Annotated in this window: 31 protein-coding genes; 6 read left to right on the top strand and 25 right to left on the bottom strand. The window is 54.3% G+C overall.

Annotated features, from left to right (window positions below; genetic code table 11):
- Both AAA927_RS01920 and AAA927_RS01915 read left to right on the top strand, forming a co-directional pair.
- Complete coding sequence (locus AAA927_RS01920; protein ID WP_338215166.1) at nucleotides 1-771, top strand: gamma-glutamyl-gamma-aminobutyrate hydrolase family protein; 771 nt, start codon at nucleotides 1-3, stop codon at nucleotides 769-771.
- Nucleotides 772-822: 51 nt separating this feature from the next.
- Nucleotides 823-1,155 (top strand): hypothetical protein, encoded by a 333-nt coding sequence (locus AAA927_RS01915; protein ID WP_338215164.1) that lies wholly within the window; start codon nucleotides 823-825, stop codon nucleotides 1,153-1,155.
- Nucleotides 1,156-1,178: 23 nt separating this feature from the next.
- Here the strand turns inward: AAA927_RS01915 and AAA927_RS01910 are convergent, their stop codons facing one another.
- The gene (locus AAA927_RS01910; RefSeq protein WP_338215162.1) at nucleotides 1,179-1,799 is read right to left on the bottom strand and encodes a DUF1054 family protein; all 621 of its coding nucleotides are present in this window, start codon (nucleotides 1,797-1,799) and stop codon (nucleotides 1,179-1,181) included.
- Between the two features lie 68 nt (nucleotides 1,800-1,867).
- On the opposite strand from AAA927_RS01910, the gene AAA927_RS01905 reads away from it, so the two are divergent.
- Together AAA927_RS01905 and AAA927_RS01900 are read left to right on the top strand one after the other, a co-directional pair.
- Nucleotides 1,868-2,305: a YueI family protein gene (locus AAA927_RS01905; protein WP_338215160.1), complete on the top strand. Its 438-nt coding sequence runs from the start codon at nucleotides 1,868-1,870 to the stop codon at nucleotides 2,303-2,305.
- Between the two features lie 107 nt (nucleotides 2,306-2,412).
- Entirely contained in the window at nucleotides 2,413-3,684 is a 1,272-nt protein-coding gene (locus AAA927_RS01900) for a replication-associated recombination protein A (protein ID WP_338215158.1), read from the top strand.
- 330 nt (nucleotides 3,685-4,014) lie between these two features.
- Here AAA927_RS01900 and AAA927_RS01895 read toward each other — a convergent pair whose 3' ends face one another.
- Nucleotides 4,015-4,590 (bottom strand): GNAT family N-acetyltransferase, encoded by a 576-nt coding sequence (locus AAA927_RS01895; RefSeq protein ID WP_338215156.1) that lies wholly within the window; start codon nucleotides 4,588-4,590, stop codon nucleotides 4,015-4,017.
- Between the two features lie 143 nt (nucleotides 4,591-4,733).
- Here AAA927_RS01895 and AAA927_RS01890 point away from each other — a divergent pair, with 143 nt between their 5' ends.
- Entirely contained in the window at nucleotides 4,734-5,009 is a 276-nt protein-coding gene (locus AAA927_RS01890) for a hypothetical protein (protein WP_338215154.1), read from the top strand.
- Nucleotides 5,010-5,064: 55 nt separating this feature from the next.
- A complete protein-coding gene (locus AAA927_RS01885) occupies nucleotides 5,065-5,562 on the top strand; it encodes a universal stress protein (protein ID WP_125581371.1) in 498 nt (165 codons plus the stop codon).
- A gap of 89 nt (nucleotides 5,563-5,651) precedes the next feature.
- Here AAA927_RS01885 and AAA927_RS01880 read toward each other — a convergent pair whose 3' ends face one another.
- The 23 genes from AAA927_RS01880 to atpD form a co-directional block, all read right to left on the bottom strand.
- Nucleotides 5,652-6,488 (bottom strand): hypothetical protein, encoded by an 837-nt coding sequence (locus tag AAA927_RS01880; protein WP_338215151.1) that lies wholly within the window; start codon nucleotides 6,486-6,488, stop codon nucleotides 5,652-5,654.
- Complete coding sequence (locus AAA927_RS01875) at nucleotides 6,481-7,356, bottom strand: 5-bromo-4-chloroindolyl phosphate hydrolysis family protein (protein ID WP_338215148.1); 876 nt, start codon at nucleotides 7,354-7,356, stop codon at nucleotides 6,481-6,483. The genes AAA927_RS01880 and AAA927_RS01875 overlap by 8 nt, the downstream gene beginning before the upstream one ends.
- Before the next feature lie 156 nt (nucleotides 7,357-7,512).
- The gene (locus AAA927_RS01870; protein ID WP_338215146.1) at nucleotides 7,513-8,379 is read right to left on the bottom strand and encodes a helix-turn-helix domain-containing protein; all 867 of its coding nucleotides are present in this window, start codon (nucleotides 8,377-8,379) and stop codon (nucleotides 7,513-7,515) included.
- A 270-nt stretch (nucleotides 8,380-8,649) separates the two neighbouring features.
- Nucleotides 8,650-9,621, bottom strand: coding sequence for a DUF2785 domain-containing protein (locus tag AAA927_RS01865; protein ID WP_338215144.1), 972 nt, complete (start codon nucleotides 9,619-9,621; stop codon nucleotides 8,650-8,652).
- A 15-nt stretch (nucleotides 9,622-9,636) separates the two neighbouring features.
- Nucleotides 9,637-10,017 carry a DUF1694 domain-containing protein gene (locus AAA927_RS01860; protein WP_338215141.1) on the bottom strand — a complete coding sequence of 127 codons (381 nt, stop codon included), beginning with the start codon at nucleotides 10,015-10,017 and terminating at the stop codon, nucleotides 9,637-9,639.
- A 12-nt stretch (nucleotides 10,018-10,029) separates the two neighbouring features.
- Nucleotides 10,030-11,466: a Fe-S cluster assembly protein SufB gene (gene sufB, locus AAA927_RS01855; protein ID WP_338215139.1), complete on the bottom strand. Its 1,437-nt coding sequence runs from the start codon at nucleotides 11,464-11,466 to the stop codon at nucleotides 10,030-10,032.
- Entirely contained in the window at nucleotides 11,459-11,911 is a 453-nt protein-coding gene (gene sufU, locus AAA927_RS01850; protein ID WP_338215137.1) for a Fe-S cluster assembly sulfur transfer protein SufU, read from the bottom strand. The genes sufB and sufU overlap by 8 nt, the downstream gene beginning before the upstream one ends.
- Complete coding sequence (locus AAA927_RS01845; protein WP_338215135.1) at nucleotides 11,898-13,094, bottom strand: aminotransferase class V-fold PLP-dependent enzyme; 1,197 nt, start codon at nucleotides 13,092-13,094, stop codon at nucleotides 11,898-11,900. The genes sufU and AAA927_RS01845 overlap by 14 nt, the downstream gene beginning before the upstream one ends.
- Entirely contained in the window at nucleotides 13,087-14,088 is a 1,002-nt protein-coding gene (locus AAA927_RS01840) for a SufD family Fe-S cluster assembly protein (protein ID WP_338215133.1), read from the bottom strand. The genes AAA927_RS01845 and AAA927_RS01840 overlap by 8 nt, the downstream gene beginning before the upstream one ends.
- Nucleotides 14,081-14,848 (bottom strand): Fe-S cluster assembly ATPase SufC, encoded by a 768-nt coding sequence (sufC, locus tag AAA927_RS01835; protein WP_338215131.1) that lies wholly within the window; start codon nucleotides 14,846-14,848, stop codon nucleotides 14,081-14,083. Before sufC ends, AAA927_RS01840 begins: the two co-directional genes overlap by 8 nt.
- A 68-nt stretch (nucleotides 14,849-14,916) precedes the next feature.
- A complete protein-coding gene (locus AAA927_RS01830) occupies nucleotides 14,917-15,585 on the bottom strand; it encodes a matrixin family metalloprotease (protein WP_338215129.1) in 669 nt (222 codons plus the stop codon).
- A gap of 298 nt (nucleotides 15,586-15,883) precedes the next feature.
- A complete protein-coding gene (locus tag AAA927_RS01825) occupies nucleotides 15,884-16,570 on the bottom strand; it encodes a methionine ABC transporter permease (protein WP_125581395.1) in 687 nt (228 codons plus the stop codon).
- Nucleotides 16,567-17,673: a methionine ABC transporter ATP-binding protein gene (locus AAA927_RS01820; protein WP_338215127.1), complete on the bottom strand. Its 1,107-nt coding sequence runs from the start codon at nucleotides 17,671-17,673 to the stop codon at nucleotides 16,567-16,569. The genes AAA927_RS01825 and AAA927_RS01820 overlap by 4 nt, the downstream gene beginning before the upstream one ends.
- A 37-nt stretch (nucleotides 17,674-17,710) precedes the next feature.
- Complete coding sequence (locus AAA927_RS01815) at nucleotides 17,711-18,526, bottom strand: MetQ/NlpA family ABC transporter substrate-binding protein (protein ID WP_338215125.1); 816 nt, start codon at nucleotides 18,524-18,526, stop codon at nucleotides 17,711-17,713.
- Nucleotides 18,527-18,965: 439 nt separating this feature from the next.
- Nucleotides 18,966-19,256 (bottom strand): glycine cleavage system H family protein, encoded by a 291-nt coding sequence (locus AAA927_RS01810; RefSeq protein WP_338215123.1) that lies wholly within the window; start codon nucleotides 19,254-19,256, stop codon nucleotides 18,966-18,968.
- Nucleotides 19,257-19,272: 16 nt separating this feature from the next.
- Nucleotides 19,273-20,478, bottom strand: a complete 1,206-nt coding sequence (locus AAA927_RS01805) for an FtsW/RodA/SpoVE family cell cycle protein (protein ID WP_338215121.1) — start codon at nucleotides 20,476-20,478, stop codon at nucleotides 19,273-19,275.
- Nucleotides 20,479-20,570: 92 nt separating this feature from the next.
- Nucleotides 20,571-20,798 carry a DUF2969 family protein gene (locus AAA927_RS01800; RefSeq protein ID WP_338215119.1) on the bottom strand — a complete coding sequence of 76 codons (228 nt, stop codon included), beginning with the start codon at nucleotides 20,796-20,798 and terminating at the stop codon, nucleotides 20,571-20,573.
- 15 nt (nucleotides 20,799-20,813) lie between these two features.
- Nucleotides 20,814-21,083 (bottom strand): membrane protein insertion efficiency factor YidD, encoded by a 270-nt coding sequence (gene yidD / locus AAA927_RS01795; RefSeq protein WP_435891506.1) that lies wholly within the window; start codon nucleotides 21,081-21,083, stop codon nucleotides 20,814-20,816.
- Nucleotides 21,084-21,109: 26 nt separating this feature from the next.
- Complete coding sequence (locus AAA927_RS01790) at nucleotides 21,110-21,280, bottom strand: DNA-directed RNA polymerase subunit beta (RefSeq protein WP_204119279.1); 171 nt, start codon at nucleotides 21,278-21,280, stop codon at nucleotides 21,110-21,112.
- Nucleotides 21,281-21,294: 14 nt separating this feature from the next.
- A complete protein-coding gene (locus AAA927_RS01785) occupies nucleotides 21,295-22,284 on the bottom strand; it encodes a rod shape-determining protein (RefSeq protein ID WP_125581409.1) in 990 nt (329 codons plus the stop codon).
- Between the two features lie 77 nt (nucleotides 22,285-22,361).
- On the bottom strand, nucleotides 22,362-22,598 hold the full coding sequence (locus tag AAA927_RS01780; RefSeq protein ID WP_125581411.1) for a DUF1146 family protein: 237 nt from the start codon (nucleotides 22,596-22,598) through the stop codon (nucleotides 22,362-22,364).
- A gap of 870 nt (nucleotides 22,599-23,468) precedes the next feature.
- Nucleotides 23,469-23,909, bottom strand: coding sequence for a F0F1 ATP synthase subunit epsilon (locus AAA927_RS01775; protein ID WP_373301047.1), 441 nt, complete (start codon nucleotides 23,907-23,909; stop codon nucleotides 23,469-23,471).
- A gap of 20 nt (nucleotides 23,910-23,929) precedes the next feature.
- Nucleotides 23,930-25,390, bottom strand: a complete 1,461-nt coding sequence (gene atpD, locus AAA927_RS01770) for a F0F1 ATP synthase subunit beta (protein ID WP_204119278.1) — start codon at nucleotides 25,388-25,390, stop codon at nucleotides 23,930-23,932.
- Nucleotides 25,391-25,409: the final 19 nt, after the last annotated feature.

Raw genomic sequence — 25,409 nt, 5'->3', positions numbered from 1 at the left:
ATGCGCCCCATTATTGCTTTTACTGCTGACACGTTAACTGAACCGATGACCGCTGTGAATGACCAATTCGCCGATATGGCCCCGCGCCCGTTGAAAAACGCGGTGCTGGCGGCTGGCGGGGCGCCGCTCATCCTGCCCTTCCCTGATGATACCCACCTAGCGGCAGAAATGGCTGCGGCATACGTCACTACTTTCGACGCGTTGCTACTACCAGGTGGGCCTGATGTCGATCCCACTTTTTACGGCGAAGAGCCTCGGCCGGAAATCGGTCGCACCGTATATCCGAAAGACTGCTTCGAGCTGGCACTGATTAAAGCGACCTTGGCGGCGCATAAGCCGATTATGGCCATCTGCCGCGGCATGCAAATTCTCAATGTGGCCATGGGTGGCACCTTGTATCAGGATTTGCCCAGTCAAGACCCGCACGCCAGTCTGCGCCACGCGCAAGCCGCCGCTGGCCAGTACCCCACGCATCATGTCATCATGAAGGCTGATAGTAGTCTGGTGGGCATGATCGGCCAGCGGGCTTATGTCAACTCACGTCATCATGAAGCTGTGAAGGACGTGGCGCCTGGCCTCAAAGTGGCCGCAACCGCCCCTGATGGTGTGATTGAAGCCTTGGAAGACCCCGCCCACGCCAAGATTCTGGCGGTGCAGTGGCATCCAGAAAATCTCTGGGAAGCTGATCCGGCGCAGCTCGCGCCGTTCAAGCAATTGATTGAACGCGCACAAGCAGGCCACGTCGCGGCAACGACCGCCGTTTCCGCGTAAGGCAAGCAGCAGCCACTTGTGGTATGCTGTGGCCAGAAAGAAGGCTTAACCATGCACGAAATTCCTGAAACCGTGGCCCAGGCCGAGGCTTTGGTGCAAAAGGCGCAGGCGAACGGTCAGCCCACGAGCTTGGACGCCGTGATTGCCGGCGGGCTACAAAACTGGATTCAAGAGCTGCTTGATGAAGGCAGCGAAGGTGGCTATCTCACCGCGAAGCTCTCCGCAACCGGCTTGACCATCACCGATATCACCGGTCAGACCCTTTACCAGGCGCAGACCCCCACCACGCTTGAGCTAGTTCCGGCATTCAAAGCGGACGCGCACCACACGCTGCTGGCGGTTCAAACCACCATCCGCGCGTTATACGCCCGCGGCAAGCTATAAGAAAGCAGTGATTGCGAGGGCAATCACTGCTTTTTTGATGCATTCGCTTTGAGCAGGGCTTGAAGGTAAGGCGCCAGCCGCACCACGCGCGTCTGAAGATCCGCCCATAACTCTTCCGGATCCGCAAACAACGGATCACCGCGTAGATAAGTTTTGCCGACCAGAAACTCCGCTTTGGCTTGCGTTTGATACCGGCGCGCCAGCAAGTCGAAGTTGTTCAGATCTAGCGGCAACACCGCCTTTTTGGTGTGATCAGATGCCAGCTCGCTATCAGTCGGCAGGCGGCTCGCCAAGGTGCGGAGCGTATCAAAAGGCACCTTCACCTCTGCTCGTTTGGCTTCTTGCAGCACCGCCACCCACACGAATAGCCGGTCATCCCACAACCCCACTTCCAAATGTGGGGTCATTTTGTAACCGCGGGTGCTCGGTGCCAAAGCCAGCCAGGTATTCGGCGGCGGATTCTTATGCCGGCGTAAATGCTTGGCCACATGGAGGGTCAACGCCGGCAAACCGGCCTCAGTCAGCGTGGTTTGCAATGAAGCCCCGACTTGTTCGAACTTCGGGTCCAACTGACTGCGAATCTGCGCCAGCCGGCCGGTTAAGGTTGGCACATCAAATACCGTAAAGTCTTGATCCGTAAACATCGCTTTCGCCTCCCTATGCTATAATCATGGGTAAACCCGGTTGCAACCGCAACCAAGGAGGACCTGACATGGCTGACGATGATCTTCAGCAACATCTTAATAATAGCATTTACGGACCGCCACAGACCAACCCAGATGAGCGCCGTCAGTATTTAGGCTCGCTGCGGGAGCGCGTCTTTTTGCGGATCCGCAATCAGGATATCGAACTGCCCCGCGCCTTGACCGCCATGCAGACCGCCCTGACGGCACATCAAGGTAGTGATTACAAACTCCTCATTAATGGCAAAATGGGTCCCGAGCTCACGGCGCCTTACATGACCGCTGCCAGCAAAGCCAATGTCCAGTTCACCATGGTCAACGACGGTACCGCCAATCTGCGACCGGAGGGTAGCGGCGTGTTGCTGGTGGCACGCCAAGCTATCAATCAGCCCGACATTGACCTGCCTGCGCCTGAAACCCCAGCGCCGAAGCCGGAGAAAAAAGGATGGTTCCACTTTTTCAGTTAACGCCTAAGCGCTACCTTCCAGGGGCGCTTTTTCTATGGCCTTCACGCCGACGCCATTGGGCAAGGCGCGCCGACACTGGTACACTGAACTTGAAAGGAGCGAATGCCATGCAACAGCCACTCGCCTACCGCATGCGGCCGCAAAACCTAGATGAAATCGTGGGGCAAGCCCATTTGGTTGGCAAAGGCCAGATTATTCGCCGGATGGTGCTGGCCAAGCGCCTGAGTTCCATGATTCTCTATGGCCCGCCTGGTACCGGGAAAACCAGTATCGCCAGCGCCATCGCCGGTAGCACCAAGTATGCTTTTCGCATGCTTAATGCCGCCACTGACACCAAAAAAGACCTCCAAATTGTCGCTGAAGAAGCTAAAATGAGCGGCACTGTGATTTTGCTCCTCGATGAAATCCATCGCTTGGACAAAACCAAGCAGGATTTCCTCCTGCCCACGCTGGAATCGGGCCGCATTATTTTGATTGGGGCCACCACAGAGAACCCCTACCTCAGCATTCAACCCGCGATTCGCAGCCGCACCCAGATTTTTCAGGTGCATCCGTTAACGCCAGAAGACATTGGCGTCGCCGTTGATCGCGCTTTGGCGGACAAACAGCGCGGCTTAGGCGACTACCCGGTTGAGCTGACCCAAGAGGCCCGCGATTATCTCACCTCGGCGACCAATGGGGACTTGCGCAGTGCGCTGAATGCTTTAGAGCTGGCGACCCTATCGACGCCAGAAACTGACGGCAAGATCCAACTCACCGCCGCCGTGATGCACCAGTCACTCCAGCAGCGCGCCTTGGAGGGCGATGCCGATGGCGACGCTCACTATGACCTGATTTCAGCCTTTCAAAAATCCATTCGCGGCTCAGATGTCGACGCTGCCCTGCATTATTTGGCCCGCCTGATTGTGATTGGCGATTTGCCTAGCATTTTACGGCGCCTACTGGTGATTGCGTATGAAGATGTCGGTTTGGCCAATCCGCAAACCGCTAATCGGACGCTAACGGCCATTCAAGCCGCCGAGCGGCTGGGCTTGCCAGAAGGCCGGATTCCCCTGGCCAATGCGGTGATCGACTTGTGTCTGGCACCGAAAAGTAACACCGCGATTAGCGCCATTGATGCCGCCATCGCCGATGTCGAAGCCGGCAAGGCCGGGCCAATTCCAGCTGACCTCAAAGATGCGCACTATTCCGGGGCCAAAGCGCTGGGCCACGGCGTTGGCTACAAGCTGCCGCACAATTATCCGGGCGGCTGGGTCAAGCAAATCTACATGCCGCAAAACCTGGCCCATACCCATTACTACGAGCCGAAAACCACCGGCAAGTATGAGCAGGCCCTCGCTCAGCAGCTAGCCAAACTCCGCAAGCTGCAGCAAGAATAGCGCAAGCGCTACCAATGGCGATCAGCCGCGGTTTGGGCGCACTAACGCAGACGTAAAATCTTGCAAGTTTACGCTAAAGGTGCTAAAGTAAAACCATGGAAGTTACCTAAGGTGTACGCGCTTCCCACCAATTAGTTGACCGAACAGTCTCGATACCTTGGGACCAGAAGTGGCGGTTGCCGTGTGATTCTTTCACTGAATCGCTAACGTGATCGTCGTCCGGGCCCACTTGCTTAATTGCGGGTTTCAACAATTCGGGAAGAGAACGGCACCACTTAGTCTTTCACAAAAGTCTCCGGACTTTGGCCGACAACAAATGTCGGTCTTTTTTTATGCCTGCAGTCCGGTTTCGACTTCATGTTCCGCGGCTTGCCCCCAATACTTCAGGTACTGGCGCGCTTGCTTGCCATCGCGGTTCAGCAGATACAAGCGAAAATGGACCGGAAAATCTTTTGGCTGCCATTGTTCCAGATAGGTATACTGATAAGTCATCCCCAGCCGCTGCATCACCGCCCCACTTTTGGGATTGTTCACGTCATGTGTCGCGGTCAAAAAAGGATAGTCACTGACCGGCAGTGCCGCGATCAGTGCCCCAGCGGCTTCGGTCATATAGCCATGACCCCAGGCCTCACGCCGAAGCCCATAGCCTAAATCATGAGGTTCACTGGCCTCAACATGCACATAACCAATCACTTGGTCGGTGGTGCGCAGACAAATGGCCAGGGCCTCACCGTCTGGCTGATCCAAGTATTGCGCGTGCAGCAGCTTCAGCCCCTCGGCCGCATTCTGCGGCATGAACCAGGGCAAAAAGCGATTCACCTCAGGGTCCTGTTGGATGGCCATAAACGCCGGTAAATCCGCTGCCGTAAAAGGGCGTAGCGTCAGGCGGTCCGTTTGAATAATCATGTTTCCGCCTCCTTATCATCAGGTTCATCATACGCGAATGAGCCACCGTGACCAAAGCTTAATTCAAGGCCGGCAGGCAAAAATTGAATCCACCACACCTATTGGTTAAAATGAAAGCAACATGCATGCGAAAGGATAGCCTCATGATTCGAATTGTTTTTGTGGTTTACGCCCTTGTGCTCCTCATTCTCACCATCTACACCAATCGGCACCGCCGCGACTTTATGGGCCTGACCATCTCAGAAAGACATCAACAAGAACTAGGCCGCTTCAGCGTGGTCTTTGCCGTGAGTACCCTGCTCGCGGTGGCCGCGGCTGTGTGGCCGCAGATGTGGCTCCAGCTCGCCGCGCTACTCGTAGGGGCGCTGGCGGCCGGGCTGCTCGGTCTGCGCGTGGCTAAATATGCCGGCGAAGCCTGAAAACATGTACTTTCATGACTGATTCGGCTACAATTAAGTCAGAGAGGTGATGGCGATGTTACAACAATACAAGCACATTCTAGTGGCAATTGATGGCTCATACGAATCTGAGCTTGCATTCCAGAAAGCAGTCGCAGTGGCCAAGCGTAATGACGGTGAATTATTCCTGATTCACATTGTCGATACGCGGGCCTTCAACAACGTCTCAAGTTTTGACTCGGCAATGGTGCAACAAGTCGCAGATACCGCCAAGGAAACGATGAATGGTTACATTGAACAGGCTCACAAAGCCGGTTTGGAAAAAGTCAGCTACTCCATCGAATATGGCGCGCCGAAGACGATTATTGCCCGTGATGTCCCGAAGCAAAAAGATATCGATTTGATCATGATTGGCGCCACCGGGCTCAACGCGGTGGAACGCTTGTTGATTGGGAGCGTCACCGAATACGTAACGCGCAATGCCCGCTGCGACGTGCTCGTCGTGCGCACCGACCTGAACAACAAGCCAGCCTTGGCTTCCACCAAGAAGCCGAAAGAGAAACCAGCTGAATAGAGTTGATTAACGCCCAAGCGATTGGGCGTTTTTTGATGGGATGAAACCAAAAAGCAAGCGGTCGCGCGTACTTAGCGCGAGCCGCTTGCTTAGTTTGAGGCTGTGAAGGTATAATCGTTCGCCAACGACTTGAAATCCTCGCCGCAGGTCGCCTGAAACGCGGCGAAGCTACTGTTTTTCGTCAGCTTGTTCATGCCATCGGTGACATCGGGTAAGCTTTTCAGCACCACGCCGGTCCCGTCGGCGAATAAGAAATACCGCGATAACCGGGCATAGCCCCGCTCGGCCTTGGTGTCTGGGATATCGAAGACATAGCCGGTCTGCGCAGTACCCACATTGCCCGTTTTGAAGACTTTGACCAACGTCGGGGCGCTGGCTTCACTGTAGGCATCGAAATCGTCAATCAAATTACCATACAGCTGCAAACTTGCTTGCACGTATGTATCGCCAGCCTTGCCATCAAAGTCAGCCACCCGCAACTCGATACCATTGTCCTCTTTGGTCGGTGTCACCACATGATCACGCGAGGATTCATCAACGTTAAAGTTGCTCGGCACCGTCAGCTGGAACCCAGTGGAAAAACTAACCGTGTGCCCAGTCACCTTCGCCACCAGATTGCGTGAGGAATCAATGGCTGCGGTCCGTTTGAGGCCCGCCGCTTTCAAGGCGTAATTGTCGATGTACTTGGTGGCCTCATTGGTGGCCTCATTGGTGGTTGAGGAAGACATCATCTTGCGCTGCTCGCTCATGCGGCGTTGCATCATCACTTGCGGCCAGTAACGAAAGGCCAGCGGCGTTAATGCCACCAACACCACAATCAGGACTTGGGCGCGATTCAGCTGACGTTTGCGCTTCGGCCGCTGCTTCACAAACAGCCGGTCATATTCGGCGTACCACACCGGTTTGCGCGCTTTGCGTTTAGCCATGAGCAGTCACCTCCTCCGCGTCAGTCGTCACGACGCGCGCATAATCCGCCGCGATGGCCTCGGCCTGGTGCTGAATGCCGGTGGCCATTTCAGTGATGGCGGCATTCACGCTGGCGGTGCCGACTTCGGCTTGCTCCGCCGTGAGATATTGGTCACACGATTCAATCAAAGCCGGCAGCATTTTGTACAGGAAATCTGCATGTTCAGTCAGTGCATGCGGATGCGCCATCAGTTCGCGAAACAGCTCTTGCGCGGCATGCAGACCGCCAGTGCTCTGCATGATCTTACCTAACGCCTCGGAGCTACGGCTTTGGGTGCCAAGCTTCAAGATTTGCATTTTCAGCGTGCTCATGGTGTCGCGGAACAGCTGGAGCTCATCGGCGCTGAGATGGTGCTGGGCGCGGTATGCGGCAATGGCCTGCGATTGGGTCACCACCGCGGTGGCTTGCTGGGTCGGCATTAGCGTCATCACGAGTTTGGCCACTTGGGAAATCACCCAGGTGAGTAGCCACGCCCAAATCAAGCCACTGTTGATGCTGCCCGAGGCATTAGCATACATCAGCCACCAGGTCCCATAAGTGAACAGCGTCTGGGCAATGGCGAGCCCGGGGATAAACCCAGCATCGCGATAACGGCGCGCCGTGATGGCGGCAGTGGGAATGAGTAAAAAGGCCCGCACAGTCAGCTGCGGTAGAATGCGATTGCCAATGGTCAAAAAAGTCAGAATCTCAAACAGCCACAAAAATGGCAGCAACCACCAGTATTCACTGCGGGTGCTCCGGCCGTCAAAGTTCAAGGCATTAGTCAAATAAGCACGCAACGCGTAGAATTTGCCAACACCGTAATCGGGATTGTGGGGATCAATCATATGTATTTCCTCCAGTCGTAAGTCAATTATCGCAGATATAAGTTGTGGTTTTTGGTCAGTTTTAGATAAGTCGACTTATAATTTCCCGTTTAGGTTCACATGTGGGCAAGCAAAAAGCCCTTCGCGCTTGGGCGAAGGGCAACTTGATGGGCACGATTAAGCGGAAGCAGCCTCGGCTTGAAGCTGGGTCAGTAGCTCCCCGCTGGCGGTCACCTGCGCCAAGGCCAAGGCGATTTGGTAAGCCTTGTTGGCTTGGGCATCCCCGAGCTGCTTGTAGGTGCGCGCCTGCAGCGTGTATAGCTCTGCGAGCAAGAACAAGCTATCGTTTTTGACCGCCAAATCAATGCCGAGTTGCAGATACTTCAGCACCTCATCATAGGCTTTCAGTTCAAAATAAATGCGAGCGCTATGCCAATAAATGGTCAATTCGACATCCAGGTACCGGCCCTCATTAAGCGGCATCTGTTTGAGCAGTTGATCGGCCTGCTGCAGGTAAACGCTGGCGCGGTCGGTGGTCCCTTTTTCGGCATAGGCAATGCCTAACCCCAGCGTGGCCATGATCGCGGCCAAGTCTTGATGGGTCTGGCCTTGTTGATTCAGCACCCGGCCAAAATAATAGATGGCCTCATCTTGGGCGTGATTCACAAACAGCTCCACCATGCCGCGATAGTAATAGTAGCGTTTCTGATCGCTATCGCTGGTCAATTTGGCCACATTGACTTTAGCCAGGCCTGGCGCAGCAGCGGCGTAATCACCATGCCGCACCTGCTTGCCCACCTGGGCCAATGCCTTTTGCGTGCGATCCTGATTCTCCACCACAATATCATCTAGGCTGATGCCCAAGCGATTGGTCAGGCGAATCAGGATATTCATACTTGGGACTTTGTTGCGTTTTTCGATCAAACTGATTGTGGCTTGCGTGCAAATATCTTTGGCCAGTTCCGCCTGCGATAATCCTTTGAGCTTGCGGAAATACCGGACGCGATCCCCCATGATGCGTAAGGCCGGCTGCGTTTTACTCATTTCTTCACTCCCTTTAGAAACCAACGAAAAGCCGAACACCTTTCAGGTTATCAATACGCAAATTATACCCGCAAATATTCATTTTGACTACTTTTTCTTATTCATTTCAGTGCTAACATACTAATATAACGATTAGGATTATTAAAAATAGACATGATTGAAATTGTATTTATTTTAGAATACAAATATAGCCGCCGTAAAATAGTCTACGGCGGCTAAGGCAACTGATTGATTTCTACTTTAAGTTAAATTTTTTAATTAAGTGTGTTATTAATAGAGATCGATAATCTTTTGCAGATAATCGACCACAACCTTGGGCAGATCCCCGCGCATCAGCAGGGCTTCCAGCAACCGGCTACGATTGTACCAGGCATTCCAGAAATTGATGTTCTCCTGCGGGCGCACGTCATGTAGGCGAGTCTGCCAGGCCGTCAGGCACATCACCAGCGAATCGGCATAGAACTGATGCTTCACTGCCAGATTAACCAAATAAGCGGCGATCCGTTGGTCCTCGCCATACACCAGCGGCACGGTCATGCGCTGCCAGCCAGCCAAAATTGACGCCATCAGGAAAATCTTTTCCCCACGCGCCAAGCCAGTCACCTGCGTCAGCTCATCAGCCAAATTGCCGATATGCGTGTAGGCATGCGCCCAGCCCCCGCCATCTACATAGCCGCGACCATCGCGCTCCAGCAGCACGTAAACACACAGCCGCTGCAGGAGGCCGCTATATTGTTTGCTGGACAAGGCATGGTAGCGATTTTGGTCGGCGTACATCAGCCCCGACAGTAACATCACGGCGAAACTGCGCTGAAAAACGGCATCGTTTTGCGGCTCCATAATATGGGCGAAAAGGATATCGGGTTGTTGCAGCGTATTAAATAGCCAGCTCACCTGAGCGGCGGTGAAGGCATCCATCTGAAACAAATCAGACAGCAAGAAAAAGGCGCCTTTGTCGCGCACTGCTGGACTAGTGCTGGCGAGATGTGCGACCAGAAAAGTCAGCTCATCATCGCTCACACTTGGCGTGGCGGTTTTCTTCACCCGCTGGCGAATCGTATGCATTTTGGCCAGCGCCGCTAAATCATCGTCGGGCAAAGCCACTGCCGTTGCCGGCTCCACCGCCACCGAAGCCATCAAGTGATCCAGCGCGGCTGGCAGCTGCTGAAACAGCTGGCCAGCTAATAATTGTTCGCGTAAAGCGCGGACGGCTTGCGCCACGCTTTGAAGTTGAGTCGCCAAGAATAATCTCCTTTTCTAAAGCAAAATCGGCCGCGCAATTTTTTGCTTGGGATCGGCCAACACCCAGCCGAAATCATCGGCGCGCGGCGTTTTCTTCACGCGCAGGCCAGGCTGGGCCATAATGGTGAACGGGATGTCATGAGCCAGCGCCTGCTTCATGTACTGATCAATCAACGGCTGCGGCATCAGACCGTTCAGATAAACTCGATACTGGGGATAGCGGGTCAGCACCTGCTCCAGTAGCTGGGCCATTTCTTCGGTGTGCAGCTGGCGAATGGTCACTGCCATCGCCACCCGGTCACGAAAATTCCCCAAAAAGGCGCGTTTTTCGTCGGGCTTCAAAGTGGGAATGCCCAGCGCTCGGGCTTTGATAAAAGCATTCAGATCTTCCGTCATCGCTGCCCCTTTCTAGCCGACCGACCCATCCATTTCCATCCCAATCAGGCGATTGAGTTCGACAGCATATTCCATTGGCAATTCCTTGGTAAAGGGTTCCACAAACCCCATGATGATCATTTCCGTGGCTTTAGCTTCGGGAATGCCGCGGCTTTCCAGATAATAAAGCTGCTCTTCTGAAACCTTGGACACTTTGGCTTCGTGCTCCATCGACACCGTGGCATTCTTGATTTCGGTGAAAGGAATGGTGTCTGAAGACGACTGCTCATCCATTAAGATGGTATCACATTCCACATGACAAAAGGCGTTATCCGCTTTTGGCGTGAAGCGCACCGTGCCGCGATAGTCCACGGCGCCGCCGTCTTTGGCAATCGACTTGGAGACAATGTTAGAGGACGTATTCGGGGCGTTATGAATCATCCGCGCCCCGTTGTCTTGATCGACTCCGGAACCAGCCACTGCCACGCTAAGCATGGTGCCCCGGGCCCCTTCGCCGTCCAAATAGACGGAGGGATACTTCATCGTGGTTTTCGAGCCCAAATTACCGTCAACCCATTCCATGGTGGCGTTTTTCATCGCCTGCGCGCGTTTGGTTTCCAGCGAATAAACATTCTTGGACCAGTTTTGAATGGTCGTGTAGCGGCAGTACGCGTCATCTTGGACAAACACTTCCACCACCGCCGCATGCAGCGAGTCGCTGGAGTAATTCGGTGCCGTGCAGCCTTCCACATAGTTGATGTGGCCACCTGGCGCCACAATGATCAAGGTGCGCTCGAATTGGCCCGTGTTTTCCGCGTTGATGCGGAAGTAAGCCTGAATCGGAACATCCGTCTGGACGCCAGCTGGTACGTAGATGAAACTGCCACCAGACCACACGGCTGAGTTCAAGGCGGCAAACTTATTATCGCTGGGATGGACCAGCGTGCCGAAGTACTGGCGCACCAAGTCAGGATATTCTTTCAAGGCGCTGTCCATGTCCATGAAAATAATGCCGAGTTTGTCGAACTCTTTTTTCATGTTATGGTACACCACTTCCGATTCATACTGCGCCGACGCGCCAGCGAGATACTTACGCTCAGCTTGTGGCACACCCAGGCGGTCGAAGGTTTTCTTGATGGTGTCAGGGACATCATCCCAATCCCGGTAAGTTTTGTCGGTGGCCTTTTGGAAATAAAGCATTTCTTCTAGGTTCAGGTCAGACAGATCGGGGCCGAAATCCGGCATCGGCAGCTTCTGGTAAGTCCGGTAAGCAGCCAGGCGATAGTCGAGCATCCACTCAGGCTCATGTTTTTCCGCGGAAATCGCCCGCACGGTGGCTTCCGTCAGCCCCCGGCCGGTGGAGAACACCGGGTTGACCGGGTCCTTGAAGTCGCCGGGATTTTCCGTCGGCAAAAAGTCGACAGTTTCCGCCACTGTTTCGTTATTTTTCGTATTTTTGGTTTCAGTCATGGTTGTCCTCCGCATCTGGCAGCCCAAGCGCTTGCGCCGCCGCTTTCCAGGCCAAAGTGGCGCATTTGATGCGCGCCGGGAATTGGTGCACCCCTTTGAGCACCGCCGCGTCCCCAAGCGCCGCTTCCGCCGGACTGTGACCGTCAATCACCAGCTCGGAAAAATCACTTACCAACTGCATCACTTGCGCTGGCGTTTGGCCGATAATGCGGTCCGTCATCAAACTCCCAGACGCCTGCGAAATCGTGCACCCGCTGCCAGCAAAGGCGGCAGCGGTGATTTTACCCGCTTGCACTTGCAACTGCAAAGTCAGCACATCGCCGCAGCTGGGATTACGCACGGTGACAGCATAATCAGGCGCCGCCAGTGTGCCGTGATGGCGCGGGTGACTCGCTTCGTCGAGAATGACCTGGCGATAAAGTTGATCCAATCTAGTCATTGCCAAGGAAAAACCCCCTTGCTGCCTGCACCGCCGCCGCTAACTGCGCCCCGTCTGCGGTGGCATTATACGCACCAAAACTGGCGCGCACCGTCGCCGGCACGCCTAAGCGCGCCATCAGCGGCTGGGCGCAGTGATGCCCGGCGCGCACCGCAATGTGCTGTTCATCGAGGAACGTGGCGAGATCATGCGGATGCACCCCAGTCAAATTAAAGCTGACGATGCCAATACTAGCGTCGCTGCCATACAGTACCACGCCAGGAATAGCGGCCAAGGCCTGGCGCAAGGCCTGCACTTGGCTGTGCTCCTGCTGGGCAATGGCGGCCCGGTCCTGGGTCATCAACCAGGTGATGGCAGCCCCGAGGCCGTACACCCCGGCAATATTCGGCGTACCCGCTTCAAACTTCAACGGGCCCTCAGCCCAAGTGGCACTTTGATCCAAGACTTCATCGATCATTTCGCCGCCGAACTGAATCGGTGGCATCTGCGCGAGCAGTGCCTCGCGGCCGTATAGCACGCCGATGCCAGTTGGCCCGTACATTTTATGCCCGGAAAAAGCATAGAAATCGGCATCAAGGGCTTGCACATCAACGCTGAGATGGGCTACCGCCTGCGCGCCATCGACAATCAAGTAACCGCCAACGGCATGGATAGCCTGCGCCAGTGGGGCCAGCGCTACTTCCCCGCCGCCCACATTGGTCACTTGCGCCAGCGCCAGTAATTTGGTGCGCGGGGTGATGAGTTGCACCACCGCTGCGGCATCGGTATCCCCAGTCGCGGTCACCGGCGCCACCACTAATTTAGCCTGCAGACGGTGGGCCAGCTGCTGCCAAGGCAAAAAGTTGCTGTGGTGCTCGGCGCCGGAAATAAGAATTTCATCTCCGGGCTTCACCACTTGGGGGCCAAAGCTGCTCGCCACCAGATTCAGGCCATCGGTGGTGCTGCGCGTATAAATAATTTCACTGGGCTTGGCTGCATGAATAAAGCTGGCCACTTGCGCCCGCACCGCCTCGTAATGCTCCGTGGTTTCATACGCTAATTCGTACAAACCGCGATGGACATTGGCATTGGCGTTCACATAGTAGTCTTGTAGCGCCGTCAGGACGGCTTGCGGCTTTTGACTGGTTGCGGCACTATCCAAGTACACCAAATCTGAATGAGCCGCAAAAAAAGGAAATTGTTCACGCATCTGCCATCACCAAGGTTTCATCAATTTGTTTGAACAGGGCCTGCTTCAGTGCCGGGTCCGTAATTTCCAGCAAGCCGGCCTCCAAGAAGCCGCGAATCACTAGCCGCTTGGCCAATGATTCAGGCAAGCCGCGGCTCATCAGATAATACAGCTGGGTCCGGTCAACTCGGGTCACCGACGCCGCGTGGCCAGCTGTCACATCGTTTTCATCGATCAGCAAAATCGGATTGGCATCACCGCGGGCCTTGCTGCCCAGCATCAGCACCCGATTTTCCTGCTGATTATCGCTGCCGCGGGCGCCTTTGATGATGTGACCAATCCCATTGAAAATCAAATGCGCTTTGCCGACAATCACCCCGCGCTGGTTGATATGTCCTTGCGTTTGCCGGCCGTTGTTGGTCATCGCGGTGGTATACCCCACGTGCTGATTGCCACTGGCCAGCACGCCGACGTTGATAGTGGCCTGGCTGCCAGTGCCATTCAGATTCACCGTCAGTAAGCTGGCGCCACTGTTTTGCGCAAAACCAGCCACCGTCCAGTTGAGCTTGGCATGCTCAGCCAGTTCAGCCGTCCGTTGCACGATTGCAGCTTGGGCGGTGAACGCGTCATAAGTCAGCCAATCAACCTCGGCGTTAGCCGCCAGCTCAAGCAAAACGCCCACACCTAGTTGCTGGCCACTGGTCGCCCAGCGGTCTTGCAGGCGCACATGAGCACCGGCGCCGACATGCAAAATCACCAGTGCACTACCGGTTTTTGGCCCAGTGACTTGCACCGGCGCCTCGGCGTGATAATCCGCCGGAATGAACACCTCAGTCACCTGCGGCGCGCCGAGCCAAGCATCCACAGCCGATCGCACCGGCCAAGCGGCAGCCGTTTGACTCACAGTCACTGCTGAGTCGGCCTGTACCGTGACCTGGTCAAAAGCATCCGGCGCCTGCTTCAAATAACGCGCCAAGGGGATCTTGGGCGTGTTCGGCATGATGGTTTCAGTCATTACCCTCACCTGCCTTGAGGTGCTCGTAGCCGGTTTCTTCCAGCTGGTGGGCCAGCTCTGGGCCGCCGGTTTCAATGATTTGGCCATCCTTCATGACATGCACGACATCTGGGGTGATGTAATCCAGCAGCCGTTCGTAGTGGGTGATGATCAGGGACGCAAAGTCAGCGCCGCGCATTTGGTTGACGCCGTTGGCCACAATCCGCAGCGCATCAATATCGAGGCCGGAATCTATTTCATCCAACAGCGCCCAGTGCGGCTTGATCATCATCAGTTGCAGGATTTCGTTGCGCTTTTTCTCACCGCCAGAAAAGCCCTGGTTCAAATAGCGATCTGCCATATCTTCTGGCATCTTCAAGACCGCCATAGTGTCATCCAGTTGCTTGAGATAAGCCATAATCGGGATGGGATCGTCTTCCGGTCGCCGAGCATTGATCGCGGCGCGAATGAACTCCGCATTGGTCACCCCATTGATTTCCGCCGGGTACTGCATGCCTAAAAAGAACCCCAGTCGCGCCCGCTCGTCCACCGGCAGGTCAACAATGCTTTGCCCATCAATCAGGATATCGCCTTGGGTCACCACATACCGCGGATTGCCCATCAGCGTTTCCGCCAGTGTGGATTTACCATTCCCATTGGGGCCCATCAACGCGTGAATTTCACCACTGTTAATGGTGAGATTAACCCCGCGCAAAATTTCCGGATGCTCTGGTTCTGCTTTGACTTTGACGTGTAAATCACGAATCTCTAGTGTGCTCAACGGTTTACCTCCAAGAATACTAATTGTCTTTATTGTACGGCAGTTTGACCAACGAAAAAAGGCGCGGCTCACCGGCCGTAGATGGCCCGCATCCCAGCCAAATCTGCCGGACTCAGCTTGGTGACATTGCGATCGGTAGGAAACATGACAGAATCTGGCGCGGTGCTATGCGCTAGGCCTAGCGCGTGGCCCAGCTCATGCACCGCCGTGGCCAGGTTGAGGCGGTCTTGATACGCCAAGTTTAAGCGGGCAGTAGCATGATTCACCGTCGCTTGTTTAGCTCCGGTCCACCGTGTGATTTGCGGTCCGCCTAAGCCCAGAATGACCGCTTGGCCATTCGTTTGCACCTTTTGATAACTGCTCAGCGTCAGGTGGTTGGTAAACTGGCCTGCCCTCCCCGGCGTCAGCTGTACGATACCGGTTTGGTTATAGATGTTGATGGCGGTGGTAAAAAGCTGCTGGACGGTGCGGTCGGTATGTGGCGCAAACGAATAAGTGTAGCGCGCAGCCAGCTCGCCAGTCGGCACAATGGCTTCTTTCGGGGTGGCCGCAGAGCTCGCCGTGCTGGCCGACGAGGTTGATGACTCAGCTGGCGCCGTACTCGGGGCGACCTGGCGCTTGACCCAACTCACTGCCGCCCCAACCGCATCTGCCACCCGCGTATGCACCGCGGCCGGTAAACTGAAGTACAAGAAGGCGCAACAAACCAGCACAATCCATCCCCGGTGCTTTCGCATGTCGCCACCTCCTTGCTTGTCGTTCCATTCTAACGAAGAATACCACCCCGGTAAAGACGCATGCAAAAGAGGATGTGAGCAAGTCACATCCTCTCCATGCAAGCTATCGATTTTAAGGGCAGTGTTAGACTACCAGGTTGGCAAAGTGCAACCTTCCTGCGTAGCCTGTTAGTTGCGCTCCGGGTGACCAACGCCGGAGTGGGTAGCTACGCGATGAGCATCGAAGCCAAAAAGCAGCTTCAATACTCATCGCTAGGCTACCCATCCGGCTAAGAGCGGCCACCCTCCGCAGCCTGTCTTAGTGATGCAGGCGTTTCGCGAACAGATCGCCGATAAACTGAATCAGGAACACCAGGATCAAGATGAAGATCATGGCCACCCAGGTGACGTCGTTTTGGAAGCGTTGGTAACCTACCGCAATGGCCAAGTTACCTAAGCCGCCGCCACCAACCGCGCCGGCCATGGCGGTGAGACCAATGACACTGATGATGGTCAAGACGCCGACCCGAATCAGTTCGCTCAGGCCTTCGCGCAGGTAGACGCGAAAGACAATGGCAGCTGGCGATAAGCCCATCGCTTCGGCTGCTTCAATCACGCCAGGGTCAATCGTCAGCAAGGCGTTTTGGACCTGCCGCGCAAAGAATGGGGTGGTGCCCAGCACCAGTGGCACTAAAGCAGCGGTCGGGCCGATGCCGGTGCCCACAATCAGGCGGGTAAAGGGATTTAGCACCGCCAGCAAAATAATGAAGGGAATGGCCCGGAAGATGTTGACGATTTTGTCCAAAATCCAGTACACCGGGCGGTTCGCCAGTAAGCCATGATCATCGGTCAGCACCAAGAAAATACCAATCAGAATACCGAGGACACCAGCAATCAGCGCGGTGAAGAAGGTCATGTACAGCGTTTGGCCAATGGATTGGGTCACCCCACCATCACCGGTCCAAATCGGAATCACGTTCGGGAAGAGTTTTTCGATAATGTTCATGCTTGCTCTCCTTCCTGATCGGCGCTCAGATGCTGAACGGTGACGTCACTTTGCTGCAAATAATCGAAGGCCCGGTCAAGGTCCGCCTGCGTCCCACTCAGCACCACCAGCAGATTACCAAAAGGGGTACCTTGCAGGATTTGGATGTCCCCAAACAAGATGTTCGCGGTCACGTTGTAGGTCTTAAACAAGGTCGCCACCAGCGGCTGATCAGTTGAGGCGCCGACATAAGTCAGACGCACCAGTTGATCTGGCGCCTGCAAGTCGCGCACTGCCGGTTGCTTGCGCACCGCCGCAATGGCACTTTCGATTTGAATGGTGGTGTCGATGAAGTCCTTGGTTAGCTGTTCATGCGGCTGAGCAAAAATCTGCAAAAGCGTGCCGCGTTCAATGATGCGGCCTTCATCCATCACGGCAACCTTGTTACAGATCTGCTTGACCGCTTCCATTTCGTGGGTGATGAGCACAATGGTCAACCCCAACTTTTGGTTCAAATGTGCCAGCAAATCGAGAATTGAGGAAGTCGTTTTCGGATCCAGCGCAGAGGTGGCTTCGTCTGAAATCAGAATTTCTGGATCTGAGGCTAACGCGCGGGCAATCCCAACGCGCTGCTTTTGGCCCCCAGACAGTTCATTCGGATAAGCGGTCGCTCGGTCTGCCAGCCCGACCAATTCTAGCAGGTCGCTGACTTTCTGGTTGATTTCGCTTTTCTTGATTTTCCGCCAAATCTTCTTACCATCAGCCGTCGTTTCGGTGACCTTTGTGCCTTTCAGCGGAAAGGCCACGTTGTCGGCAATGGTGCGCGAATTCATCAGGTTGAAATGCTGGAAAATCATGCCGATACGGCGCCGCTCCTGGCGTAGCTTGGCGGCATCCAGCTTCAGCATATCTTGCCCCAGCACCGACACCGTGCCACTGGTTGGCCGCTGCAACAAATTAATGGTGCGGACCAACGTTGACTTGCCAGCGCCTGAGTACCCGACAATCCCGTAGATATCGCCGCGTTCAACCGTCAGATCGACATGATCGACGGCGTGCACGCTGCGCGTCTTTTCTTTGAATTCGACATCCACTTGCTTCAATGTGATTAACGGCTCTGCCATACTTTACCTCATTTCTCGACGAACGCGTTGCAACTGGTTACCAAGCTGGAATAACGGCGCCTTTGTAGTACTTCTTCAGCAGCTTAGCAGTACGATCAGTTTCATACGCTTTAACAATCTTCTGGTAAGTCTTGTTCTTCTTATCAGCGGCGGACTTAGCAGCGATAATGTTGATCCAAGGCTTGGACTTAGCACTGAGCTTTTCCACCGAAATCGCATCGGCAGGCTTGAGGTTTGCAGCAACGGCGATATCGTTGTTGACGATGGCCGCATCCACATCATTCAAGCTACGCGCGGTTTGCGCGGAGTCCAGTTCCGTAATCTTCAGGTCCAACTTGTTTTCGGTGATGTCGTGAATTGTTGGCGTGGCGACATCCTTGACCTTGATAATACCATTAGCCGCCAGCAGGTCCAGGGCCCGGCCCTCATTGGAGACATCATTTGGCACAGACACGGTGTCGCCCTTCTTCAGGTCTTTCAGCGACTTGATCTTGTTGGAGAAGGCACGCATTGGACCGATGTAGGTGTTACCAATCGCGGTCAGCTTTTCGTTGTGCTTCTTGTTCCAAGTGTTCAAAAAGTCGTTGTGCTGGAAGGAATTCAACTGAATATCGCCATCTTGCAAGGCTTGGTTCGGCGTATTGTATTCGGTGAATTGAACCAGTTTGATTTTGACGTCTTCTTTGGCCAGACGCTTTTGGATATCCTTCCAAATTTCAAAGTCGGTACTCATGATCCCGACTTTGACCGTCTTTGGGGTTTGGGTCGTTGACTTGTTGCTACCACATGCAGCTAAAGCGAGCACTGGCAAGGCCAAGGCCGCCGTTAAGGCCAGTTTCTTGAACAATTTCATTTTCTATTCCTCCAATTTTTTGAGCGAAACAAAAAGTCCGCTCCTAACAACTTGTTAGAAGCGGACTGACCGCGGTACCATTCTAATTCACTAGTCAAAAAGACTAGCCTCACTAACGGGCTATCACCCGCGTGCAAGATAATGGTTGCCACCCATTGCCGCCTTGCCAGTGCACTGGTTCGGGACACCGATCCGTGATCCATTCTCGGCCTCGCGCGCTACCCTGCTCTCAGCAGTTGCAGGTTTTCTGTACAGTCTAGCGTGGCTTCTCTCTCACATCGTTCGTTTGCTCTTTAGAATAACTAGAGTTTACTGAGTTCGCACGGCAGTGTCAACCTTAAAATTAAAAATATCTGAGAAATATTTTCATTCCTGCGAATTTTTGGTCAGCCAAGTGCGCTGAATCAACTTTTCAATCTGATCGGCAGCCGTCTTGGGTTTAAACCTTCAGCGTCACAACCCAGTTAGCACTGTGCGCCGTTTCATCCAGCAAGCTCGGATCATCAATGGCCGCTTCATTGACCGTAACCACGGTGCCACTCACTGGTGCGTCCAGATCCAGCACGGTTTTCTCCGCCTCCACATTCATGAAGGCGTGACCGGCGGTAAGCTGGGTACCGACTTTTGGTAACTCCACAAATTTAATTTTGCCCATCGTCTGCTGAGCGTCCGCGGTTAAGCCCAACGTGATCGTGTCCTGATGCTTTTCTTGCCAAAAATTTTCTGTCATGACCAATTCTCCTTGCTTAACGATCGAATTCCTCTCCCTCTTGGCTAAACATGTAACTCTGATGGTGATAGCGCATGGAGAGGATCATACCCACGGACAACATATCCGCGAGTAAGAACGAGCCCCCTTGCGAGATGAAAGGCAGCGGAATCCCAGTCAATGGCAGTAGTCCGATGTTCATCCCGATGTTTTCAAAAATATGGAACACAAACATCATGATGACCCCAGTGGAAATGTAAGCATAAAATTCGTTTTGGGTATCGAAAGTAACCCGAATCATTTGGTAGATCAGCAGGAAGTACAGCAGAATCACCGCCGCACAGCCGATAAACCCAAACGCTTCGCCAATCGTGGAAAACGCCATATCGGATTCCCGCACCGGCACCGTGACTTTCAAATTGTTGAAGCCGCGCCCGTACATTTGTCCTGAGCCAATCGCCTTCATGGATTGCCATAACTGATAAGAACTGGTGCTCGTCGCCCCACTAGGATCAAGCCAGGAGTCGATGCGCTTGAACTGATACGCCGCAAAGCCCAGGTGTTCCAATATCCGCCGGCCCCAAGGTTGGACCACTAAGACGATGGCCGTTGACCCGATGGCCCCGGCGCCGATGCCAATTGGGGCGATGATTTTCCAGGTGATCCCGGATACCAGCACCACCCCGGCAAAAATGGCTAAGAACACCAGCATCGTCCCGAAGTCGTTTTGCAGCTTTAACAGCACCAGCACTGGCAGCGTCCAAAGCAACATTTCGCCAATCAGCCGCCAATCATTGGCCGTGTTGTGCTGATACTTGGTATTGTGATTGGTCACCACCCGGCCCAGCATCAAAATATAAGCCGGCTTCATCACTTCAGAAGGTTGGAAGGTGAACGAGCCAAACCCTAACCAGCTCTTGGCGCCAGTATGGACAAACACTGAGCGGTCGTAGGCCACCAGCACCAACATCAGCAGAAAGATCCCGAGCCCGTATAAAATCGGCGCCACGCGCCACAGCTGTTCGGCATCGAATTGCATCACGAAAAAAATACCAATGCCGCCAATCACGTACCACAAAGCCTGCATAACGAGAGCCCGGGTGGTGCTGGTTGATGACGTATCATGCGAAACGGCCATGTAAATCGCTGCCATCCCAATCAACGCCAGCAGCATCACCGACAAGATAATCCCGTAGTCGATGCGGTCTTCACTTTTGCGGCGCGTTGAAACTGCCTTTGCCATGCCGTCACTCCTTTCCCTGATCACGTCTCAGCCGAAACCGGCAGAAAACGGGCTGAGTCTACTGGCTCAACCCGCTGACGTGGTCCTGCTCGCTAGGCGCGATGCAGGTGGTATTCACTCAATAGATAATTCTCGGCGTCGGCCAAATTTTTGAACCGGTTGCCTTGCATGCTACCCGCCACGAAGCCTTGAAAATGCTTGCCATCTGCTTCGGGTTCAATGTAGCCAATTTCGACTTTACCCACCGTCAGCACTGAAACCGTGTGGCCGTTGCGGGTCACTTCTTCTTGCTGAACGGTGATTTTTTGCTCTTTTGCCATGAAAACTCCTTTGTTTTAACGGTGAAAATCAAACTGCGCACTTTCCGCTAGATTCTTCTGCGGATCCGGATTGCGCCGCACGGTGAAGAAATCCGGCACCGGATCTAAGCCGCCGCGGATAAAAGGATTGCAGCGAATAATCCGGGCGATGCCCATAATCAGCCCTTTAATCACGCCATGTTTGGCTAGGGCCTGAATCATGTACGTTGAGCAGGTCGGATAATACCGACAGCTCGCCGGTAGCAAAGGAGAAATGAAGCGCTGATAAAATTTCACTAGCGCCATCGCCAGCTTGCGCACTACCTTCACCTCTACTTCAGAAAGTCAAAAATATGCTGCCAAGTGCTGGGGGCAAACACCTTGAACGGACTGCCACCATTGATGGCATAGCCCACCATCGCGCCAATCACCAGTGCCAGCACGATGAGCAAAAAGCCGATCAATAGTTTTCGCAAAACGCTTTTAGCATAAGCTGAACGCATGATCGACCTCCTCATCAATATTGTTTGTGATGCGCAATGTTATCCAGCAACACGCCGGTGCCAAGGGCCACCGCGTCCAGCGGATCGTCAGCCAGCAGGACCGGTACTCGCAGCTCGTTGGCAAAGAGATGGTTGATGCCATTCAGCAGCGCCCCACCACCAGTCAGCATGACGCCGCGATCAATGATGTCGGCGGACAACTCAGGCGGGGTCTTCTCCAGCACTTCCTTGGCGGCGGCCACGATTTGGATCATCGTGTCGTGCAAGGCTTCTTGGACTTCAACTGAGGTGACTTCAACCTCACGCGGCAAGCCGGTGGCGATATCGCGGCCGCGGACTTCCATCTTCTTTTCCGGGTCAGCTTCGTAAACCGCCCCGATTTGAATTTTCAGCTGTTCAGCGGTGTGTTCACCAATCAGCAGCTTGTGCTTATTCTTGACGTAGGCCGCAATCGCGGCGTCCATCTTATCGCCAGCCAGTCGCAAGCTGCGGCTGGTGACGATTTCGCCCATCGACAGCACCGCCACGTCTGAGGTCCCGCCACCAATATCAATGACCATGTTGCCCTGTGGCTGGAAGATATCAAGTCCGGCGCCGACTGCGGCGACTTTGGGCTCGAATTCCAGATAAACCTTACCGCCGCCAGACTTTTCGGCCGCCTGAATAATGGCCTTTTGCTCAATCGAGGTGATGTTGGTTGGGGCACAGATCAAAATGTTCGGCTTGGACATGAAGCCCTTGACGTTCAACTTGTTGATGAAATACTCCAGCATCGCTTCGGTGATATCAAAGTCCGCAATCACACCGTCTTTCAGCGGCCGAATGGACTTGATGTTACCTGGCGTGCGGCCGACCATTTTGTAGGCTTCTGTCCCCACGGCCAAAACCTTGCCAGTGTGCGTATCGATGGCGACCACGGAAGGCTCATTCAGCACAATGCCTTTGCCCTTCACATTGATCAGAACGTTCGCCGTTCCCAGATCGATCCCAATATCTTTTGCCATGAATTTCTCTCCTCATTTCAGTCCTAATTGATGATTATACCACAGGCGGCGCGCCGCCGAACCGGCCCTAAGGCGGACTAGCGAATCAGGTACTGCAAGCTACCAGCCGCGGTAATCAGCGATAGGAAAAATTCGCTGACGTTGTAGCCAATGGCGATGGCCAAAAAGATCATCAGTAGCTGACTTTCTCGCTCGTGACCGGCTTTGAGCAATTTATCAAACCGCAGCGCAAAAAGCAGCCGAAAGGTGATCATGATAAATACAAAATGTGACACCAGCGTCAACGCGCCGGTAATGCCCAAATCAGTCGCCATAGTGGCCTCCGTTTCCGTATGCAGTCTAAATTATACCGATTTTTTCAAACAAGTGCGACTGTGTTTACTGAAATTAATAGTTTTCTAACCACGCTGGCTTTATACAGCCGTTAGTTTCGGCGGTGGTGACTCCGCTTGGGGCCGCGCGGCCTGCTGTGCGGCCGGCCGGAGCCAAAGATCGGTCTCCGACCTAGTTTAGAAGCCGCAGTCGCTACGCTCTCTTGCGTCTTCTAAACTGCCGCGATGAGGACTGGTCAGCCTGCCAAATACGCAGTCTGACTAGTCCTCATCGTTTCACTGCTGGCCGCACGCCCCAAGCTCCGTCCCCACCACCGAAACGCACTGGATAACAGTAAAAAAGCAACCCGGCCACATAGTTATGAGAACTAATCAACGCTATCGCAGGTGTTAAATCCAAAGAATGTGCCCTTCAACGAAACTCCAGCTAAACTTTCCGAAGCGACTATTTCTGAACGACCAATCGCACAGTAGCCGGCGAAGAGGTCGGAACGCCTTAAAGCGCGTCAGCTGTATGTCTATTTCGGCACCCTTTTGTTATGAAGCGGGTTGCGGTGTCGGTGGGCGGAGCTTGGCGAGGGTCTGGCAGTGAAACAATTAGCGACAGGCAGACCGGCGCGGTTTGTGCGCAGGGCTGCCAAGAGCTTATCGCGGCAAAGTTGAAGACAGCAACGAGCGAAGCGAGGCTGGCTTCAATTTTAGGTCCGAGACCGGGCTTTGGCTCGGACCGGCCGCACAGCCAGCACCCCTGCCAAGCGGAGCCCACCGCCGCCGCAACCCGCGGCCCACCTGCCACAACCACAGAACACAAAAACAGCACCGCTAAGCGCGATGCTGAATTGATTGGTCTGATTAACCGCCCAGGCCGCTCTTGCGGACGTGGATTCGGTTGATGGCGCGCTGCAAGGCCACTTGGGCCCGTTGCAGTTCGTCTTGATCCCGGTGACTCTTGGCATCTTCGATGCGGCGTTCGGCGCGCTTACGCGCAGCTTCCGCCCGCGTCAAATCGATATCGCGAGCCCGTTCGGCAGAGTCGGCGACAATCGAGCAAACATTGTTCGACATCTCCATGAATCCACCGTTCACGGCAATCATGTTTTCATGGCCGGGGCTGTCAACGCGGCGAACGCGCACTTCCCCGATTACAAGTGGTGCAACAACGGGTTCATGATTGGCCATGATCCCCATATCGCCAGTGGTGGTTTTCACCACCACGAGGCTGGCATGGTGATCATAAACCAAACCATCCGGTGTCACGATGTTAACAGTCAGGACATTTTGTTCTGCCACGATAACCCCTCCCTTCTGCGGCGTTAATTAGCCGCTGCCTGGGTTGGTTGGTCATCGCTAGCCGCATCATCGGCTGGGGCAAAGCCCATCTTCTTGGCTTTTTCCGCCACTTCTTCGATCCGCCCAACGGCCCGGAAAGCATCTTCTGGATACTCATCCATCTTACCATCGAGAATCATCTTGAAGCCCTTGACGGTTTCTTCAACTGGCACATAAGAACCGGGTTGGCCGGTAAAACGTTCCGCCACGTTGAAGTTTTGCGACAAGAAGAACTGAATCCGCCGGGCGCGGGCAACGGTAACCTTTTCGTCGTCAGACAGTTCATCCATCCCTAAGATGGAGATAATGTCTTGGAGTTCACGGTACCGCTGGAGCACTTGCTGCACGCGAGTGGCAACTTCGTAGTGTTCTTTACCAACAATTTCTGGAGTTAAGGCACTGGAAGAAGATTCCAGCGGATCAACCGCCGGGTAGATCCCTTGCTGGGTCAGACTACGTTCCAGGTTAGTGGTCGCGTCCAAGTGGGCAAAGGTCGTCGCCGGCGCCGGGTCAGTGTAGTCATCGGCAGGCACGTAAACAGCCTGAATCGAGGTGACTGACCCTTTCTTGGTCGAGGTAATCCGTTCCTGCAACTGGCCCATTTCCGTGGCCAGCGTTGGCTGATAACCAACGGCTGACGGAATCCGGCCCAGCAGCGCAGAAACTTCAGACCCGGCCTGAGTGAACCGGAAGATATTGTCGATAAAGAGCAGCACGTCTTGACCTTCGACATCACGGAAGTATTCCGCAATTGTCAGCCCAGTCAAGGCCACCCGCATCCGGGCACCAGGCGGCTCGTTCATCTGACCAAACACCATGGCGGTATTCTTCAGCACGCCGCTTTCCTTCATTTCGAAGTAAAGGTCGTTCCCTTCACGGGTCCGTTCGCCGACCCCGGTGAAGACTGAAATGCCGCCATGTTCTTCGGCAATGTTGTGAATTAATTCCTGGATCAAAACGGTTTTGCCGACCCCGGCACCACCGAACAACCCAACTTTCCCCCCACGCAAGTAAGGTTCAAGCAGGTCGATTACTTTGATCCCTGTTTCAAGGATTTCTGAACTGGTATTCAGATCCTCGAACTTTGGCGCATCCCGGTGGATGCTGTCGCGCCGGTGGTCTGGGCCAAATTCTTCACCGTCGTCGATTGGATCACCCAAAACGTTGAACACACGACCCAATGTATCCTTACCGACAGGCACCGAGATAGAACCGCCAGTATCTTTGACGGTCATGCCTCGCTGTAAGCCATCGGTCGAATCCATCGCAATCGTCCGCAGCACGCCATCGCCAAGTTCAACGGTGACTTCAAGGACCAAATCCTTGCCTTCATCGCGCTTAACGATTAATGCGTTGTTAATTTCAGGTAGATCTGCGTCGAGCGCAAACTCGACATCGACAACAGGGCCGATCACTTGCACGATTTTACCAGTCGCATTACTCAATGAAATCGTCCTCCCTGTT

It is taken from the genome of Lacticaseibacillus salsurivasis (genome assembly GCF_036246225.1).
In the GTDB taxonomy this organism is placed as follows: domain Bacteria; phylum Bacillota; class Bacilli; order Lactobacillales; family Lactobacillaceae; genus Lacticaseibacillus; species Lacticaseibacillus salsurivasis.
The sequence above is the reverse complement of the archived record's forward strand: the minus strand, read 5'-3'. Positions and strand labels throughout refer to the sequence as shown.